The organism is Paenibacillus sp. NPDC058177, from assembly GCF_042883835.1.
GTDB lineage: Bacteria > Bacillota > Bacilli > Paenibacillales > Paenibacillaceae > Paenibacillus_AQ > Paenibacillus_AQ agri.
Window position 1 is genome coordinate 271,631 of sequence record NZ_JBHVVB010000003.1, and the last position, 20,133, is coordinate 291,763.

At 51.1% G+C, this 20,133-nt stretch carries 8 protein-coding genes; 1 reads left to right on the forward strand and 7 read right to left on the reverse strand.

The window, feature by feature from the left end:
* Positions 1 to 426: 426 nt before the first annotated feature.
* The 4 genes from ACFVU8_RS15235 to ACFVU8_RS15250 all read right to left on the reverse strand — a co-directional run bounded on the left by ACFVU8_RS15235 (position 427) and on the right by ACFVU8_RS15250 (position 12,228).
* Entirely contained in the window at positions 427 to 5,328 is a 4,902-nt protein-coding gene (locus ACFVU8_RS15235) for an S-layer homology domain-containing protein (RefSeq protein ID WP_387428221.1), read from the reverse strand.
* 537 nt (positions 5,329 to 5,865) lie between these two features.
* Positions 5,866 to 7,404, reverse strand: a complete 1,539-nt coding sequence (locus ACFVU8_RS15240) for a response regulator (protein ID WP_387428223.1) — start codon at positions 7,402 to 7,404, stop codon at positions 5,866 to 5,868.
* A gap of 276 nt (positions 7,405 to 7,680) precedes the next feature.
* Positions 7,681 to 10,005, reverse strand: coding sequence for a glycoside hydrolase family 95 protein (locus ACFVU8_RS15245; protein WP_387428225.1), 2,325 nt, complete (start codon positions 10,003 to 10,005; stop codon positions 7,681 to 7,683).
* Between the two features lie 15 nt (positions 10,006 to 10,020).
* Positions 10,021 to 12,228 carry a beta-galactosidase trimerization domain-containing protein gene (locus tag ACFVU8_RS15250; protein ID WP_387428227.1) on the reverse strand — a complete coding sequence of 736 codons (2,208 nt, stop codon included), beginning with the start codon at positions 12,226 to 12,228 and terminating at the stop codon, positions 10,021 to 10,023.
* 329 nt (positions 12,229 to 12,557) lie between these two features.
* Here ACFVU8_RS15250 and ACFVU8_RS15255 point away from each other — a divergent pair, with 329 nt between their 5' ends.
* Positions 12,558 to 13,427 carry a helix-turn-helix domain-containing protein gene (locus tag ACFVU8_RS15255; RefSeq protein WP_379465164.1) on the forward strand — a complete coding sequence of 290 codons (870 nt, stop codon included), beginning with the start codon at positions 12,558 to 12,560 and terminating at the stop codon, positions 13,425 to 13,427.
* Between the two features lie 164 nt (positions 13,428 to 13,591).
* Here the strand turns inward: ACFVU8_RS15255 and ACFVU8_RS15260 are convergent, their stop codons facing one another.
* The 3 genes from ACFVU8_RS15260 to ACFVU8_RS15270 all read right to left on the reverse strand — a co-directional run bounded on the left by ACFVU8_RS15260 (position 13,592) and on the right by ACFVU8_RS15270 (position 20,045).
* Entirely contained in the window at positions 13,592 to 15,649 is a 2,058-nt protein-coding gene (locus ACFVU8_RS15260) for an alpha-galactosidase (RefSeq protein WP_387428229.1), read from the reverse strand.
* Between the two features lie 276 nt (positions 15,650 to 15,925).
* The gene (locus ACFVU8_RS15265) at positions 15,926 to 18,310 is read right to left on the reverse strand and encodes a glycoside hydrolase family 95 protein (RefSeq protein ID WP_387428231.1); all 2,385 of its coding nucleotides are present in this window, start codon (positions 18,308 to 18,310) and stop codon (positions 15,926 to 15,928) included.
* Positions 18,311 to 18,359: 49 nt separating this feature from the next.
* Positions 18,360 to 20,045, reverse strand: a complete 1,686-nt coding sequence (locus tag ACFVU8_RS15270; RefSeq protein WP_387428233.1) for a right-handed parallel beta-helix repeat-containing protein — start codon at positions 20,043 to 20,045, stop codon at positions 18,360 to 18,362.
* Between the last annotated feature and the right edge of the window lie 88 nt (positions 20,046 to 20,133).

The window sequence follows — 20,133 nt, forward strand, 5'->3', positions numbered from 1 at the left end:
GTCTATATATTCGACCGCTAGGGAAGCTAACGGACTCAGGTGACTCTATGGGCTGGCCGTCTGATCAAAATGCGGGGTTTTGGAGTAAATAGCGGCGCTGGAGTCCGTTACATGTCTAAAACCCAGTTGTAATCGCAAATAGCGGCTGTAGAGTCCGTTACACTCTTTGCGTTAGTTAAAGTCTCTCTGGTGAGGTTAGTTTAGCAAGTATCGGATATGATGAGCAATTGACCAGAAACAAAAAGCAGCAAGTCTCTGTTTTGGAGACTTGCTGCTTTTTCACATCTTGGTATCGAATTAACAATCTGCACTGTAGAATATCCCACTTTGGGGTGGCCTGAAAGTCTTCAGGTCTTCAGGGCTTCACCCTTCAGTCCTCCAACCCTTCATCCTTCCAGTCCTTCACCCCTCAGCCCTTTTCAATCCTTACTTCACAAGCAAATTGTAGATAACCTGAGCCGCTTCGGCCCGGGATGCGATACCTTTAGGCACGAATTGTCCTTGGTTCTGGCCTTTAATCAGCCCAAGGCTGGCGGCTTCATTCACAGAAGCGGTTGCCCAGGAGGAAACCAGGTCCAAATCCGTGAACGCTGGATCAGAAGCAGCAGGCGCTTTGCCATGCTTCAGTTCATAAGCCTTCATCGTCATCACCGTGATTTCTTCACGGGTGATCTCTGCGCCCGGCTCAAACTTATCTGCACCTCTGCCACTTACGATACCAGCCGTGTAAGCAATGGAGATTGGCTCCGCATACCAAGCAGTCGCTGCAACGTCAGCAAAGCTTGCTTCGCCCGCTTCGTTCAGTCCAAGAGAATGCACGAGCATGGATGTGAACTCAGCACGCGTAACTGCGCGTCCCGGTTCAAACTTGTCACCGCTGGTGCCTTGAACAAGCAGCTTCGCCGCTAGCTCCTTGATAACAGAGCTGGCCCAATGACTGGCCGGAACATCGGTGAACGTCCGGTTCAGTTCCAGAACCGCATATTTGCTGAAGTGGCTGATCTTGGCCGTCAACACTCCACCAGCATAATCAGCTTGAATATATTCAAGCTTGCCGTTATCGGCAATATAGTAGATGCCTCCACGCGAAGCATTGAACCCTTCCGCTGCAGTCAGGCTCAGGGTAATTGGTTGATCAAACGTGGAGAGTGTTTGTGTTGCACCTGCTTTTGAAGTGATCGTCAGGCTGAATTCATAAATATCACCCTTGAGCGCTACATCCGCATGGGTAGCTTCCGCAGCAGCGGAGATCGTTTCATTAGCTGTGCTGCCAAGAGGCACCATCTTCAGGGAGATTGTGCTGTCTGCCCGTTGATCAGCAGACAGTTTGTTCTGCAGTGCGCGGATCAGATCCGCAGGCACTTGGAGCGAGAGCTTGCCGGATTTCACTTCCAGTGTGTGATTTCCGAGTTGAAGAATCGCCGCAGGGGACAGTTGTATTTCCTGTGTATCTTCCTTAATGTCCACAACTGCTTTATTACCTGCACTGTCCACTTTCAGCAAATCTGGTGTGATGCTCAGCGGTTTAGCGGCATTGGATGAATCTACAATACTACCCGGAACACTGCTGCCGGTATTGCCGTTATTTCCGCTATTGCTGTTGTTTCCGTTGTTACTGTTATTTCCACTATTGCTGTTATCCCCGGGATTGGCAGGCACATCTGGATTACCCGGGGTACCCGGATTCTCGGGATTCCCTGGATTGCCCGGATTTTCCGTGGTGGCAGCTTTGACTGTAATCTCAGCCGTAGCCTTAAAGCCACCGTCAACCGTCTCTACAGTAATCGTTGCTTTACCATCTGCAACAGCAGTTACCGTGCCATTTTCTACAGTAGCTACTTCTGCATCACTTGAAGTCCAAGTTACAGATTTGTTCGTTGCCACTTCCGGGTTCACCGTTGCAACCAGCTTGCCGGTTTCGCCAACGGTCAGTGTAAGCTCGCTCTTATCCAGAGCTACGCCTGTTACCGGCTTTGGACTTGCTGTCAATTTGACCAGCTTCGATTCTGTCTTTTGCAAAGTTAATGCCCAGGAACCAGTTACCGAGGAAGTTTCCCCCGTCCACAGGTCTTGCATCGTGTAGGATTCAGAAGCATCCAGTCCAGCACGGGCAAAATCAACGGTTTTGTTGGCCGAAGCATTAGCACTATAGTTGAATACAGCCAGGTAATAATCGTTGCCATCCTTCAGTACAAAAGTATCTGCAGCATTGGCATTCGTGTTGCCTTCCAGCGGTTTGAACGCTTTTCCTTTCAAAGCTACTTCAAGAACATCCTTGTTGTTGTACAAAGCTGTCATGTATTCCTGTGCTGTAGCATCGTTCACATCATCACTATCCAGCATCACCGTTCCGGCGATGACACCGGAGTTCACACGGCTGCGAGCTTCAGTCAAGCTGGTAGCACGGCTTAATGCCAAATGATCCGGGTCTGTGTACGGATAGATTGTTCCATTTTGCCAGAAGCCATAGGTTAATGAATTCAGCATGTATTCTGTCTCATTGATCCTGCCGAAAGTGTCACAGGAAATCCGTCTGCTGTGCGCATATTGGCTTGGGAAAATCGGCGCGATGGATTCGCTGATGAACATTTTTCCATCCAGACGGTCTTTGACATAACGCATTCCTTCATTATAAGCCTGAATCCCTGTTGTCACATTCGGATCATAGTGTTGACCTTCCAGTGCACCATGAGTCAGGAAATCCAATTTGATAAAAGTAAACCCAAGATCCTTGAACTTATCCAGGAAATAATTCATACGCAGTTTCGTACCCGGATGTGTCACATCGAGGGCATAAGCCCCGTCCAGAGTCGGCAGCGGGTTACCCTCAGCATCCCTGAGGACGATGTCGCCGTACGTATACTGGCCGTTAGTGCCATCTACCGTCTGACTCATATTGTCGCCCCAGTATACAAACGGCCCCCAATAAATACCTGCATGTTGCCCATTGCCTTTAATGTGAGAGACAACGCTTTCAAGCTGCTGATCGCTCAGATTATCCCAGTAGGAATCCATATTGATGAATACATTGCCGTTATTGTTGAAGTCCTTCAAGTTCTCTTTAAAATAATTAGAGACATCCACTACGTCTTGATAAGACAGTGAGCTTTCGTAAGCTCCCCAGCTGTTCCAGCCGACCGGTACACCTTGCGGCAATTCCGGGTTCAGCTCCAGCGGAGGCGTGATGATCGCATTAGCTTTGCCGTATTCTTCAAGCCCGGTACGGTAATCGCTGAATCCACCCACCATCACCAATGGCGAGGATAGCTCGGTGCCTGTCAGGCTACCGTGTGGCTGGGTGTCACGGGTAACATCACTTGCTGCACCGCCATACACCGCCAGCTCGTTGAGCCGGTTGGAAGAGCCTTTCCAGTCAATGCCTGTCTTCCAGGTGTCGTGCGTCACGGAACCGATGATCAGCCCGTTACGGGTCGTATTGTTAAAAATAGCCGTCATCTCATAGCTGGTATCTGCCCGGTTCATCGTTTGAGATTTGTAACGAATCCAAGCATCGTTGTCAAAAGGCACGGTCAGCACACGATTATCCGCGCTGGCGCCAATATCTACACCACCTGTACGTTTCAACGTAACCGGTGACATATAATTGCTCTTGATTGCCGTATCACTGGCTGCATCCAGACGGGTCAAGAAGTATGTTCTGTCCTCATAGAATTTGTAGACTTGCTTCAGTGTTGGCTTACCTGCTGAGGTATGAACAAATGAAAGCTCTACCCCTTTGCCGAATCCATCCTGAATCTCAACTGGCGCTCCAGCGCTTGCATGATTCTCATAGCTTTTGGTTTCCACAAGCTCATCACCGAGCTTAATGCTGCCGTAGATTCCTTTTAGCTTCTGTCCATCAGCCCAGCTGTAACCAGCATATCCATTCTTGGTATTATAGGACACTTGATATTGTCCATTGGATACCAGCAGGCCGTAAGTATAATCGGTAACCGTGATCGCCCCGTAGCTGTGCGTATCGCCCGGTGTTCCCAGGTCATCCTCTTCTTCGCCCGGATTCCCTGGCTCAGAACCCATCGCAGGCTCTACGATAATCCGGTCCAGATCCGGTGCATACCAGTTACCGTCCGAGAATGTGATCGTATTCTCACCCTCAGTTAGCGGTAGTGTTATGTCATAGTTGCCAACCGTATCCCAGTCTGCCGTCTTCGGCAGCTCGTAGTATTGCTCCGTGCCCCCATTGGCGCTGACATAGAAGCTGCGCGGGTCACCAGAAATGTAGGCTACAGTGATTTTATAATCACCGGTCATAGGGGCAATAATCTTTTTGAAGATCAGAGAGCTGCCTCCATTCAGGTAGCCTACCTTTTTGCCGCCGGAAGCATTGGGGCTGTCAGAAACACGGGCTTCGCCAGTCAATTCATTGACCGGAGATTCCGCTTCATAGCTGATCGTATAAGGAATCACTTCGATCTTATCCATATCCGGGGAATACCAGTCATGGTCTGAGAAAGTGATCGTATTCGTACCCGTTTGTAGAATCACTTCCACATCATAAGTGCCTATCGTGTTCCAACTTGCCGTCTTCGGCAGATCAATCAGCTCATCGGGTCCACTATTCACCTGCATATACACAGGCCGTTGATCGCCCGAAATATATGAAATGCGGATCAAATACGTTCCGTCAGCCGGTGCATTAACATTAGTGAATGTCAAGGAGCTATCCTTGTACAGACCCGTTACTTTCTTACCATTAGAGCTGACACTGCTGTCTTCCACTTTAGCATTGCCTGTAATAATATTCTCAGGCGCTTCAGCCTCAATGACTACACCACGTAGATTCTTCTTCCAGTCGCCTTCATGACCTTCTCCCGGATTGCTATTGTCAAGCCCGCGGATCACGATCTTGTCGATGTCTGGAGAATACCAGTCGTTATCATCGATCAGGATGGTATTGACTCCCGCGTTCAAGGGAAGCGTCACATCGTAGGTACCCACGGTCTCCCAGTTCGCCGTCTTAGGTGGTTCTTCGAACTGCTTGTTGCCACCGTTGGCACTGATATAGAATGGGCGCGGATCGCCAGAAATATAGTACACTGTAATTTTATAATTTCCGGTCTCGCTCACCGTTACATTATTGAACTGCAAGGAACTGCCTTGATAGATACCCCCGACCTTCTTGCCGCCGGAAGCTGTAGTGAGATCCGATATAGAAGCGTTGCCAGTCAGCGTATTCCCTTCTGCCTCAGCCTCATAGGTGTTCGTATCATCGGCATATACCGTCCTGGCGAACTGTCCGCTACCGGTAGCCACCAGGCAGATCATGATAAAGAGCAGAAATCCTTTTTTCATTACCTGTCCAAGCATAACATCCCTCCGTTTGGTGTTGTATAGTTAGTGCTTTCTTGCTGCCAATTCTTCTGTTGTTTCACTGTAATACTCGGGCCATGTTGCTCAAATCAAGTGATACAAAGGAATCCACGCGCCGGAAAATACTATCTAGTCATTAATGATATCGCTTCCACAACAAAGCGTTACAGCCCCTTAGCAGATCGATAGACAACGAACATCTGTCCAACTGGCCGCAGGGAAATAGCGTCTGCTGTACCAATGTGCAGCTACACGTATTTCTGTAATCGCTTTCGTAAAAGAGCTATCCAATGCTCTCTTCTCCTTTCTGTGTTTGTCTGTCAATCCTGAAAGCGCTGCCGAATTATAATAACTGAAAGATTCCCTTTGATTGGCACTGATGATTTCAGCCCGTCTCTTGCACTATGTTTTGAATACATGCCTAATTGTAAAAAGCGGGCGGAGAATTATCTATACCGTAATCTTACTATTCATAGAGGAAAGCGTCTTTCATTCACCATTCTCTGGAGGATAGCGTCTTCCGTATTGACACGGTCAAATATTTTTCCTGTATTCGTTCGGTGTAACCCCCTGGTTCTTCAAAAATAGCGAAATAAAATAGGACGTACTTTCATAGCCTACTCTCTGGGCGATATCCTGAATCTTGAGTGAACCGTCCGACAGCAATTCTTTAGCCTTATCGAGCCGAATGCGAGTCAAATAATCGTGGATCGTCATACCGGTCTTATCTTTAAAAATAGAGCGTAAATAATTCGGCGACAAATAGACCTGATCAGACAGGCTATTGATCGTAATTGGCTGATCATAATTCTGATCAATCATCGTCCGCACCTTGTGGATCAGCTTTGCATTTTTGTCCATAAAACGCTCGCCCAGCAAGCTCACAGCATTCTCGGCAGTCCCTAAAATCAGATCCTCAATCTCATTCAGGGTCAGCGCATTATAGATGGAATGGTATAGTTCCGCCCGCTTGAAGCCCTCAGGAACAGCCTCGTGAAGCTGCTCCAGAAGCTCATCCACAAGATCAATAGACCAGTCGCAGATGATTTTTTTCTTGATTCTCAGCGTTGCCAGTCCTTCAATATGCCGGTGCAAATCCTGTGCAGCCTGCTCGAAATCTAGCCGATTAATGGCTTCAAACCACTCTTTTCTGGCAAAAGGCGGTATATGTTCGCTGTAGAACTGGTTACAAACGGCATTGGCATGAATAATCGTACCTGTACCTTCATAGAATCGCTCATTCAAAATCACACGCATCCCCTCATAGAGTTGATGCACATGAATTAATTCAGCATCCTGACCGCCGACGGCAGCAGTCACCGTGAAATCCAGCGTACCTCGAATTGCTTCGGCCAAGTCCTCCCATGCATAATGCCCCAGTTGCTCCGACGCTTCCATAAACACGCCTATCTCCCCTTCTTTATAGGGAACAAAGACAACCTCCAGGTTCTTCGCCTTGAAAAATTGGTCCAGAAAAGAGACCAGACGGCCTATACAGTCCTCCAGACTCCGTCCCCCTTCGGCCTCCTTGGGGTCGATGCTGAACAATGCCAACGCATAGCGGTTACTCTCCGGCAGGCGGGTTAGTCTGCTAAAGCTGGAAGCCAAATCGGCAGCGCGTTCTACATTTTTCTCATAGGAAAGCTCCTTCAGGATATTAGCTTTGGCTGCCTCCATCGAGCGTTTCTTCATCCGTACTTCCTCACAGCGCTGTTTCACTTTTTCGATAACGCTTACAATCTCGTTTAAATCAAGCGGTTTCAACAAATAACCAACAGCACCTACATTGAGGGCCGATTTTACATAATGAAATTCATCATGCCCGGTCAGGAACATCACTTGCATCCCTTCGTAGCACTCGTGTATATTTTTAGCCAGTTCAATTCCGTTCATAATTGGCATTTGAACATCCGTAAGGACAATATCCGGCTGCGTGGCCTCGATCTTCTCCAAAGCCTCCCTGCCATTGCCTGCTGTTCCAACGACATAGATACCCATCTCTTCCCAGCGAATATAATCTCTCATCATCTCGAGTCCCAGTTCTTCATCATCTACAAGAAAAATACTGTACATCGAAGTCCCCTCCTCTTTGTTGTCTGCTCTGTCTCTATTATATTCTTTTCCCCCACACCAACCATGGTACATATAAATGAAAGTCATTTTCAAGCATAAATTGTTAAATTGGAGTGTTTCAGCATGCACTTCACACATAAAAAAATAGTGGTGCAGGAAGTTAAATCCTACGCCACCATTTAAATTTTGTCTACTGCCATCCGGATTATTTTGTGAAAACACCAGATTATCGTCATCAAGCACTGTCCTCAAACCCTCAAATCCGGATACAACACTCTATAGCCCTTCCAACCGGGTATTAAGTCTGTATCTTCCGCCTCTTTCAGCCTGGAAAGTAGTTCTTTGATCACCCCAGCGCACCGTTACCGTTCCTGGCGTAAACGTGCGAACCACGGCTTCAGTCAGTTGGCCGCTCTCCCAGACAATGTCGACCTCGGCATTACCTTTGGCCCGCAGCCCGCTTACTTCCCCTGTACTCCATGCTTCTGGCAGCGCCGGCAGCAGATGAATTTCATCCGCATGGCTTTGCAGCAGCATTTCCGCAATGACCGCTGTACCGCCGAAATTCCCGTCGATCACGAAGATGTTACTCTCCGCTCCGGCAATGCCGGATTTAGAGTAAGTGAACAGGTTATCGAAGCATAAACCGCCGATCAAGTGGGAGATATGCTTGTAGGCTTTCTCCCCGTCATGCAATCTGGCAAAGCCCAGGCCGAACAAGGCCGCGGTGAATTCCACATCCTCCAGCTCATCTTGAACCATCCGGTTCTCCAGCGTCACTCTTACTGCCGCACTGAGTTCCGGTGTCCGGTCCGGTGTGATTTGACTTGCCGGATACAGTGCGAATAGGTGGGACAGGTGCCGGTGTTCCGGCTGTGCCTCCTCATAATCCTCCAGCCACTCCTGCAGTTGACCTTTCTTGCCAATCTGCAGCGGCGGTAAGATAGCGATAGCCTCCTCCAGCTTCCGCTGCAGTTCTACGTCCCGATCCAGAAGAGTCGCCGATTTCAGGCAGAATTCGAAAAGCTCGCGTACCAGAATCTGATCCATGGTTGACCCCATGGATAACTGCTGTCCACCCTCACGAGAATCGCCAGGATAGAAAGAATTCTCCGGCGAATTGGAGGGACCAGTCACCAGCCAGCCATACTTCGGATGCACAGTCATGTAGTCCAAGTAGAAAGCAGCAGCCTCTTTGAGTACCGGATAAGCTTGGGTTTCGAGGAAGACCCGATCCTGGCTGTATTCATAATGTTCGATGAGATGTGTTGCGATCCAAAGTCCGCCAGTGACGTTAAGTCCCCATGAGGTCTCCCAGCCTGGAAGCGTAAAGCCCCAGACATTAGAGAATACGTGTGCAACCCAGCCTTCACTACCGTATAAATTACGAGCCGTAGATCTTCCCGCCTGAGCCAGATCTTCAACATAGCGCATCAATGGAAGATGGCTGTCCCCCAGATTCGTAACCTCTGTCGGGTAGTAATTCATCTGGGTGTTGACGTCCAGGTGATAATCACAGCTCCAGCCCATTCGGCAGGCTTCGCCATCGTTCCAGATGCCCTGAAGATGCAGCGGCAGCGGTGAATCTCCCCGTGAACCGGCGATTGTCAGGTAACGTCCATACTGCAGGAACAAGGCAAATAATTGCGGATCTTCTGTCCCGCCCTGGGCCAGCAATTGAATACGCTGATCGGTAGGGAGACTCGCCTTGTCAGAGGCCCCCAGTCGGATATTCACCTTGCCATACTGCTGGCTGTAATCGGCGATATGATCCTCTTTCAGCCGGGCATAACCTTTGTCCAAAGCCTGCTTTATGATAGCAGTGCTTTCTGTTTTCCAGTCCTCGCCGGTCCGGCGATAATCGGTGCTAACAGCAAAGTAGATTAAGGCCTCATCCGCCCCAGCCACTGTCAATCGGCCGTCCCCGCTCTGAATCGTACCGCCAGTGATGACTACCTTGACAGAGCCCTGAGCCCAGACCCCGCATGCACCATTACTGTGCACTTTTTCCGTGGCCTGTCCTTTGAATTCCAGCGTGTTGTCGGCCGAAGCTACGGCCTTGAACGACTCTGACCCTCCCTCCAAACGGAGAGTGAAGGACACCTCACCTGGGGCCTCACTCCAAATTCGTGAAGCCACGAGATCATCGGCATGGGTAGCGAAGACCTCACGGTACAGCGTGGTTCCATTGCCTTTAGCCACCGCTCCGGCCACCGCGCAACTCAAATCCAGCTCGCGCTGGAAGACTCCGGCTTCACCAGATTGCGAGGCCTGGTCTGCAAATTCAATTACAACCTCGCATAAACCGAGGTTTGTACCGAAATTCCGCTTCTTCGGCTGCAAATGCTGCTTGGCCAGAGAATCGCCAGCTTCATAATCGCCGGCGAAGAAATGCTGCCGCATCTCTTCCAGTGCAGCTTTCCCGCTTCCAGGAAGAAGTTCTGGATCGGCCTGACCAGACCAATAGGTGACCTCGCTCATACTCCATACCTCGCGGTGCGGGGCGGCCATAACAACGGCTCCTATTCTTCCGTTCCCAAGCGGCAGGCCTTGAGACCAGCCCGCTGCAGGGGCCAGATACCATAGTTTAAAATCGCTCATATACTAATCTCCTGTCTATAATATAATCTGTACAATCGCGTGTAGCTCCAGCACCGGTAGCTCTATGATCGCCCGGGTTCCATCCCATTTCCATGCCAGCTCTATGTTCTCCGGCTGCAGCAGTACCCTGCTTGGCTTCGTAGGAGCCGCTACGTGGAAGGAAATGCCCTGGACCGGCATAATCTCTTCATTATGAATCACATATCCTGGGCGCTTCTGCGCGAAATAATTCAGGAAATGCACCAGAAGCTCCTCGCCGGAATCCGTACTGCGAGCATTCAAGACCATCTCAACATGAAGCGGCTTTTGCACTTCGATGATTCGAGTGTCCCGAGGGTAAATATCATTTATGCAAACGTCCAGCCACTCTCTGATCAGACGATGTCCTTCAAGGTAATACAGCGCAAACAGATCACCGTTCAAGTACATAACCCTGCCTTGCCCGTAGTTATGTAGCGTCACCGCTGGAGCTGCCACATGATTCCCCGCGGGGGCAGCGCCTACTGTGGTATAATGCCGCCAGTCTGAACGCCGTTTCCGGCTATCTGCCCAAACCTCTTCCACCGGCTCCAGCAGCTGGGCTAACGGTTCTGCTCCCTCCAGCGCAGCGTGGAGCGCCGCGCCCCAGGCTTGCAGCCGGATCTGCCCAAACGCCAGCTTACCGGCAAGCTCATCCCCGGCCTGCCAATAATGCAGCGGGGCGGGAAGCTCTGCACCACGTGTCAGACCCAGCAGTCCAGCGAAAAGATCGCCCTCGCGCCTGTGTCCCTGCTCATCCCACAGACCCGATCTGCCTGTAACGATCAGTCTGCCGCCGTTCTCGACATAGGTCTCCAGAGCAGTAATCGTAGCAGCCTCCATGAGACATTGATCCGGCACGATAACCAGTGCCTGACGGTCCAACTGCTCCCTTAATGTCGCTTCATCATAGATAAGATGCTGAATGCCCATCTCAACCAGAAACTGCGATGCGCCGTCCACGCGGTCCATTCGTGATTTGGGCAGCGCACCCCAGTGCTTATCGCGTCCCCATTCCGCTCCGGCCACCGGTCCCAGCAGCTGGGAGGGCAGGCTAGCCAGCACTGCCACTTCCGGCACGATATGTGTGCCTCTCGCATAAGGCTCCCGTTCCTTCATAAATTCATGAACGGCCCCCAGCTCCCGGTATACCGCAGGCTCCAGCCGCCCGTCCGGATAAGGCTGATCCGCGAAGAAGCCTCTCGCTCCCACGGCCAGGATTGTAGCCATCTCCAGCTTCCAGTCGGTGGTTGGACGTATTTGCCACTCGCCCCAACCGTGAAACCGCTCGTTCATATAGTCATAAGTCAGCCCCGTGGTTGCCTGATAACGTCCTTCCTTACTGAAAATCATCTCATGATTGGCCCCGAAATGGACCGGATCACAAGACAGCCAGTCCAGCCCCAGTTCCTTTGGTGTCAGCCAACGCACAAACTTGCCGCCCTCCATCAGCGGGAGGCCATAGAAATATTTGCCGAGGTTATTCTCAGCCACCAATGTCTCCGGTGAAACTTCCTTCACAGCGGCGACCAGCTTGCGCACATAATGAAAGATCTGTCCCCGCCGCCACAGGCGCCATTGCAGCCAGTCCGGGCTATTCAACTCTTCGCCAGGTTCAGGCATTGGTCCCAGTGGCAGCTCTCTGCCCGTATCTTCAAGGAACTGCTTGCGGCAGTTCTCACAGTAGCAAGGGTATTCCACGGTCCAGCTGCCGCCATCGATCCAGACTGCATCCGGCTCGTGACGTGTTACGGCTTCCTTCAGGAGCGGAAGATAATACTCATCCAGGAAACCGGAAGAGATACAAGCCTGCGAAGCTTCATGCTGAAGCCAGGCCCCTCTCGCCAGAGTGCCATCCTCAAGAACGCGCAGCCATTCCGGATGATCCTTTTGCAGATGCACGCTTGTGAACGCATTCAAGTATAAGATTGTGCGGAGGCCAGCCTCTTTAAGCGCACGTGACATCAGGCCCGTATAATCATTCTGCAGTCCAGGATGCGCCGGGGCGATATCCGAAGGGTAAAAGGTATGTCCATAGTGGTCATAAGCGAAAAATTCAACCGCCTCAATGCCAGCTTCCTTGAACATTGCCACCTGCCGCCGTGCCTCTTCCTCTGAAAATCCGCCAGCCACAGCTTTCATCCATTCCGGCTGATGATAGTCCAGATGCAGTTTGCGGAAGGTACTATTTATCCAATTATTCATTGTTTTCACCTCTGTACACAAGATTGTGCCTTTCGTCTTATGTTGTTAATTACTCCGCTATCCGTCAATAGAATAAGGGGGATAGACGTCGAAATCACGCCTCTAAATTCAGAACTCTTTTCTCTATTAAGTTTCCTTTATTAACTTACATACATGTTATTTTCCAGTTCAATTTGTATCATTAGAACCTTACGGATTCATTGCATTTATAGTATCATCGAGACGATTAGCTGTCTTTGCCCGCTGGTTCATTCATTTGACGATTTGTACGGTTACTTATATGCTGCAATAGAGACCAGGTCGATGAGACCGGAAAGTGAAGGCACAGCATGAACAAACTATCCGCAATCACGCCTTATGTTGGCGAAACCATGACTTATCAGTATGATGGCAGCAGTAATGAAAATCTGCGGGTCTGCAATGTATATGCATTCCATTTATTTATGGGTGGCCCTGGCGAGATGGAGATTGACGGAAGACGTTATCCGATCGAACGGGGAACACTGATTTTTCTGCGTCCGGGCCAACCCCATGCCTTTCATATTTCCCCCTCCAACCCGCTCTCCTCCTACAATTTCTATTTCGATTTATGGGACAACCAGTCTCCGATGTCTGATAACCATTCGTTTATCTATGCCCCTGAACCCTTAAGCTTTGAAAAAAAAGCGCTACAAGCGGCCTGTCCTGAACTGGACCAGCTCCCCAGCGTATTCCAACTGGCGACTCATCCCATGCTTAATGACAGTCTGGTGATGATTGCGAAGACGTTCAACGATGCGCAGTTTTACCGGAGCGAGGCTGTGAACAGCTATATGTACGCCTGGATATTGAGCTGGTACAATGCGCTGCACTTGCATCAGCCAAGCGATTACCGTATTGTCCGGTTGCTGGAATACCTGAACGCCCATCCCGAGCGCGGTGAGTCCATTGAGGACTGGGCCAGGATGTGTGGATTGAAACGAACCTATTTCCATGAATTATTTCAGCGCGAGACCGGGGTAACCCCACGCACCTATCATCACAATCTGGTTATGCGGCGGGCAGCGGGTCTTCTACTGGAAAGTGAACTAAGCGTGACCGCAATCGCCGAGAAGCTGGGCTATCCTTCAATTCATCCCTTCTCCAGACACTTCAGCGCTAGTTACGGAGTGAACCCGACTCAGTATCGCCTGAATCCGCGAAGCCGGATTCGAATGTAGGCCACAGGCCAGTCAACAGACAAAACGCGCTGTCCGCAAGAAGCGGAAGCGCGTTTTGTCTGTTTTTTATATAACCGTTTAGCGGTTCTACTTGTCTTGGTGAGGCATCATCACCATGCTACCTTGGCTCTCATGTTGTCTTGGCCACCAGCATGTGATCATTTTCAGTCTGCCTTTACCGTCAATTTAAAGATTTTGGATTCAGCTGGCTCCAGATTCAGCGTCAAAGTACCTGTCGCTTCTCCTTGTGAACCCTCCCACAGATCTTGAAGGCTATAACGCGCCGTGCCATCCAATCCGGCACGTTCCAGGGAGATGGATTTATGCGCAGCTTGTGCAGCATCGAAGTTGAAGACCGCCAGATAGAAGGCATTCTCTTCTGTAGCTTCTAGCACAAACGCGTCAGAAGCCTGCTTGCCAAGGTCGCCTTCCACAGGACGGAAGGTCTGGCCCAAGCGAGCTACGTGCATGATCTCCTTGTTGCCCAGCCATTCTCTTGCCCGTGCAGCGGCCTCTTCCTTGCGGAAGTCATCCCCCATCAGCAGTACTGTACCGGCGATGACCGATGCGGTCAGGCGGCTTCGGCCTTCATGCCATCCGGTAGCCTCCTGGTTAAAACTCTTGTACAGCACAGAATGATCGGGATCATTGTAACGGTACAAAGTGTTACTCATCCACCAGCCGTGTGTCAGCGAGTTCAGCAAATACTCGGTGTCCTGCAGCGTACCGAAGACGTCGCAGGATACGCGGCGGCTGTGTGCAAAAGCATAAGGGAACAGCGGAGCAATGGACAAATTAATGAAGAACGGCCGGCCGATGACTTCCGGGGAGAGCTTGTTCTGCAAATAAGTCATGCCGTAATGGTAAGCCGCGATTCCGGTTGTGATCTCCGGATTGTGATGCTGTCCTTCCAGCGCACCATGTGCCAGGAAATCCAGCTTGATGTACTCGAACCCTTCCGAGATGAATTTGTTCGTGAACCAGTCGATTCTTTGCAGGTTCCCTGGATGTGTAGGGTCAATAGCCAGACCGCCATCAACATCCGGCAAAATCTCGCCCTCACTGTCGCGCAGCAGAATATCTCCGTAAGTGTATTTACCGTCTGTCCCTTCCACAAGCTGCCCAAATTGTGCCGGACTTCCCCAGAAGGCAAATGGCGTCCAGTACGTTCCCGGTCTGTGGCCGTTCTGACGTACACGCTCCAGTGCATCCTTCATTTCTTCCGGGGTAAAGTTGTCCCAGAAAGCATCGAAGTTGATATACACGGTGTCCTCGCTTTGGAAGCCGAGCGGCTGTACTTCATTTTTCAAAAAATCACTGGTCGATGTGTACAAATCATAATCCAACTCGGCCATTGCCGCCGACCAGCTGTTCCAGCCTACAGGAACGCCACCCTCCCATGGGAGTTGGGCTTCGATCCAGGTGTTGGCCAGGCCATAGGCTTCGAGACCTGTCCGGTAGTCGTCATAGAAGCCGATAAATACGAGCGGGGATTCCACTCTCTTTCCCTTCACATAACCGTGCGCTTGACTATCGCGGGTCAGCTCACTGACAGCACCGCCGTAAAGATCAAGTTCTTCGATCCCGCCGATCTTTTCACTTTTAATACGAATACCCGTCTTCCACACCTTGTGGCTGATGGAACCCATAATAATTCCACGGCGGCTGTCTGCCGCAAATAAGGCCGTTGCCTCATAGCTCTCGATATCCAGCGGCGGCTTTACAACTGTATAGCGAACCCATTTGTCATTGTCGAACGGCACACGCAGGATGCTCAATTCCTCTGGCTGTCCTGCTCCGCCTACAGTTACCTCTTTGGTCTGCACAACAGCTAGACGGTTGCTCTTCAGTTCTTCATCACTTACAATTGCACTTTGTACAAGGACATAAGGTGAAGATTCATAAATATAGAAATGCTGCTCCAGCTGCGGCAGCAAGGATGTTTCGTGCAGGATTACCAGATGGATGCCTTTTCCGAAGCCTTCACGAACAACCTCTTCCTGTGACTTCAATTGGTGGCTCTGGTAGTGTTCTGTGTTATATTCCCGGCCCTGCCAGCGGAATGCGCTGCGGATTCCCTTCACATGAGAGGTGTTACTCTCGAGGCTAGCTTCACCTTTTTCGAGATCGATCTCCAGGCTTACATGACCGTTCGTCACCCGAATCAGAGTTTCATTCTGTTGTTCTACTTGCACTTGTACAGATGTATCGCTAGTTAGCATAAAATGCCTCCTTAATGTTGCATACTGTTCCTTGAGTAGAACAAGCACTGTTCTTACCCAAGTCTGCCCTCATTATAAAGACAGAATAAAGCGTTTACCATACACCGATCTTCCGATCCATATCGCGATTTAACACATCTTGATCCGCTGTTCTGTACATCTTCTGTGGTGCTGAATTCCTGCCATAAATCAACGCTTAGCGAGTGTACAAAAAAACAGCGGCGGGAATCCGTCTTTCGGGTTCCCACCGCTGCCCTCGTAACCTTGCTGATAAGTCTAGTGCTGTCCGCGAAGGGTCAGTTTGTAGGTCTTTCCTGCTTCCGTGGCAAAGCTTAAGGTTCCCGCAGCGGAATGTTCAACTTTAACCGTATGGCCAGCTTCGGTGACTACCAGCGAAGCCGCGCTGCGAATCACACAATCCGTGCCCAGTAGGGAGACGATCGTAGCTTCCGCTAACTGTCCGTTCTCCCATTGGATATCCACTTCAAAGCCGCCGCGTGCGCGCAGGCCTTCCACGCTTCCCTCCTGCCATTCATCCGGCAACGCTGGAAGCAGCTCCAGATATGGACGATGCGATTGCAGCAGCATCTCTGCAATTCCTGCGGATGCCGCAAAATTGCCGTCAATCTGGAACGGCGGATGTGCGCCAAGCAGGTTGGCGTATACACCACCGTGATTGTACTGCTCCGATTCTCCGTCCTTCACCAGTCGCAGCATGTTTGAGAGCAGGCGTAAGGAACGGTTACCGTCTCCGAAGCGGCCCCACAGGGCTACTCTCCAGCCCAGGCTCCAGCCTGTGCTCTCATCGCCGCGCCGCTCCAGCGAGGTCTTCGCGGCAGTGAATAGCTCCGGTGTCTCCTCTTCTGACAGCTGACGTCCCGGATACACCCCGACCAGATGCGAAGTATGCCGGTGGTACGTGTCCTCATCCTCGAAGTCCTTCGACCATTCCTGCAACTGGCCGTACTTGCCAACCTGGAGTGGCAGCAGACGCTCACGGGCGCTCTCCAGTTCTTCTCTGAAGTCTTGATCCGTGCCTAGCTGCGTTGAAGCTTCGATACAGTTGGTGAACAGCTCCCAGATCAGCGAGATGTCCATCGTGGAACCAGGGCTGACTGCAGCTACGCCTTCTGCTGTCCGGAATTTGTGTTCCGGGGAAGTCGACGGCGAGGTCACCAGATGACCGCTGCCATCGTCAATGAGCCAGTCCAGTGCGAACAGGGCTGCTTCCTTCAGTACAGGATAAGCGGTACTGCGCAGGTACTCTTCATCTCCGCCAAAAGCATAATGCTCCCACAAATGCTGTGTCAGCCAGATGCCGCCCATCGGCCAGTAAGCCCAGCTCGGATCACCGTCGCCGAAGTCGCCTACCGGAGCGGTCTGTGCCCACAAATCGGCGTTGTGATGCGCGGTCCAGCCCCGTGTTCCGTAGTTGACCCGGGCTGTCTCGGCGCCATTCTTCGCCAAATTCCCGATCATCTCCAGCAATGGCTCATGACATTCTGCCAGATTGCAGATTTCAGCCGGCCAGTAGTTCATTTCCGTATTGATGTTCAGTGTATAGTTACTGCTCCATGGCGGACGGGTAAATGCATTCCAGATGCCTTGGAGATTCGCAGCTTGCGTACCAGGACGAGAGCTGGCAATCAACAAGTAACGTCCATAGTGAAAGAGCAATTCCACAAGCCCCGGATCTTTGGCAGCATAGGTTGTAATCCGCTGTTCAGTGGACATATCCTCCGCTGCAAGCGACTTGCCAAGTGACAGCTTCACCCGATCGAACAAGGAGCGATAATCCGCGACATGTGCTTCTCGCAGGACCGGGTAAGACTTGTCTACCGCACCCGCAAGATGGGACGCAGCAATCGCAGAGGCATCCTTCCCTTCTTTACCCGGAATTTTGTCATAGCCATTAAAGCCTGTAGCCGCGCTGAAATAAAACGTAGCCGCTGTCGCATCCAGCACATGAACGCCGCTGCCATCAACGGTTACCTTGCCATCTTCAGCTTTCACAGTAAGCTGGCCCTCAAAGGCCATCCCCTTGCTATCGCCGGGTTCGCCGTATCGTATAGGATTGTCACTTGCAAAATAACTAGGATCAACATGCTCTGGTGCTGTTCCTGATAGTACAAGACTGTCACCCTGTGCATGAAGGCTATGCCGCAGCGGGCTGTCCAGGGTCGCGTGTACATTCAACGCACCGGGTGCGCTGGCAGTCAGTCGCAGTACAAGTACCTGGTCCGGGTGCGACGCGAACATTTCACGGGTATAGGTGACATTGCCGATCTGGTATTCCACACGATGAATCGCATTCTCCACATCCAGCGTCCGCTTATAGGAACGGTAAATAGAGCCGTGATCAAACCGGAGCAGCAGATCGCCAAAAGGCAGATAAGATTGCGTATACGGCCCCAGCATATTCCGGGTCTCCGTGTCAGCCTCTTCATAGCGGCCTTCTTCAATCAGCTTCCGGACCTTAGGCAAAGCTTCCTTGGCGCCAGGATTGTTCCCATCCTTCGGGTATCCTGACCATAACGTATCCTCGTTCAGACTGATTTTCTCCTGCTCTACACCACCGAAAATCATACCACCCAGACGGCCGTTACCAATCGGCAGCCCTTCAGTCCACACATTTGCTGGCTTGTCATATTGAAGTTTCATATGCTCTCTCCCCCACTATCAATCATTTAACAGTATGTTCGATCAGATCTTATTCAGCTGTGAGCGTATTATCCGCAATATCCACTCCGCAGCAGGCAGTTAGGACAATCGCCTTATCAAGGCTGGACAGAACGCCCCCGCCATCGCTCACGATTTCATTGGATTGGAAAACCAGGCCGGATGTGCTCTTCGCACTCAAGGCCAGCGTATCCTTCAACTCGAATCGGTTCCCCGTTATGATAATCCCCTGGTGAACGGGAGCGTTCTCATCAATGTCCACGTTCTCCGGCGCAATGAAGATCACTGGATGCTCGCCGCTGCCGCACTCCACAAAACGATTGCCGGTGATGGTCACATCCTCCACCTTTCCAGACTCATACCAGGACTCGGCATCCGCCGCAATCAGAACCGCGTTCATATGCATGCGCTCAAACGTATTATTCGCGATCACCGCTTTACGGCGGCTCGTCACGAGTACGCCACGGGTCGGAACACGGGCAAAGTGATTATTGACTACCTCAACCTCTGCGGTCCAGGTTACGTTCTCGATAACATCGTGGCTGCCAATACCTTCGGGAGCCGGGTCAGCCAGAGTTAATAGAAGCTCACGCGGATTTAAAAAATCCACAGCAACCACTTTCCCCTTCGCGTAGCTGATCAACGAGCCGGAACGGACAAATTCAATCTCATCGCCCGGGTGAAAAGCCAGGAATCCGTAGGTCTGGTGATGCATGAACCGGACCTTAACTTCATTCGGCGCAGGCTGCTCTACAATTCGCAGATAGGTTCCGTGAACATTAACGGGATCATCATGGGAACCGGCAAAATAACCGTCCGCCACGGTAACTTTTCCCCGACAGCTGGACATATGGATGAAATCTGCGAAACCAGCGACAGTCCGCCCCGTTTCTGGTCGTGGTGACAAGTCCATCCGGCGGAAAGTAAGATTTTCGCTGAACTGGCCTACAACTCCAAGTCCATGCAGAAAATGCAGCCCAACATCCGTGAAGGTAACATTGGAGCTCCCCGTAATGAAGACCCCGACCTGATCGCGAATCCCGTCACGGTTCTGCAGGACATGCCCTGGAACTACCTCTGGATGAAAATCAAAGTGCAGACGCAGCTTCATCGGTTCCAGCTCTTCGACAGATGTTGCCTGTTCCAGCCAGTTATCCATCCGCCAGGTCGCATTGCGCACCGGATCATAGGTCTGCATTGGGCCTTCCGTGAAGCTCCAGCCCTCACCGATCCAGACCAGCCGGCCGTCCCTGATCTCATAGCGGGAATCAGGATGAACCTCCGTATCGAAAGAATGCGTGCCGCCGCTAGTAATGGTCATCTCGGTTACGGTAGGCCGGTAATAATCGGTATGCAGGTTGCGGAGCTCCACATTGGAGCAGCCGTCCAGCAGAATCATGGTCTGCTTGCCATGGAAAATAAACAGGGAGCCATTGCCCTCTAGTGTAAAGTTGTGCAGACCTTTCAGTAGAATACCAATGGTCTTGGTCACATCTGGATTTTCAGTCTCACTAGTCGTATTGGAGATATAATAGGGCGCTCTAGTAGCCTCATCTACGTAAAAATGATAGCGTCCTTTGGGACAGTCCAGCACAACAGGCCCGCAAATCCCGGCTGCCGCCTGAAGCGCAGCGGTCATGGCCGCTTGGTTGTCCAGCTCAGTATCCGGCTGTGCTCCGTAATCCGTCAAAGTAATGATTGTCGGCGTTGCAATCAAGTCTTGTTCTGCAGAATGAATGGGTCTCCCCGCCTCTCTATTCTTGTAACCGCTTAATAAGAGGCAGTATAATACCTCTTCACCAGAT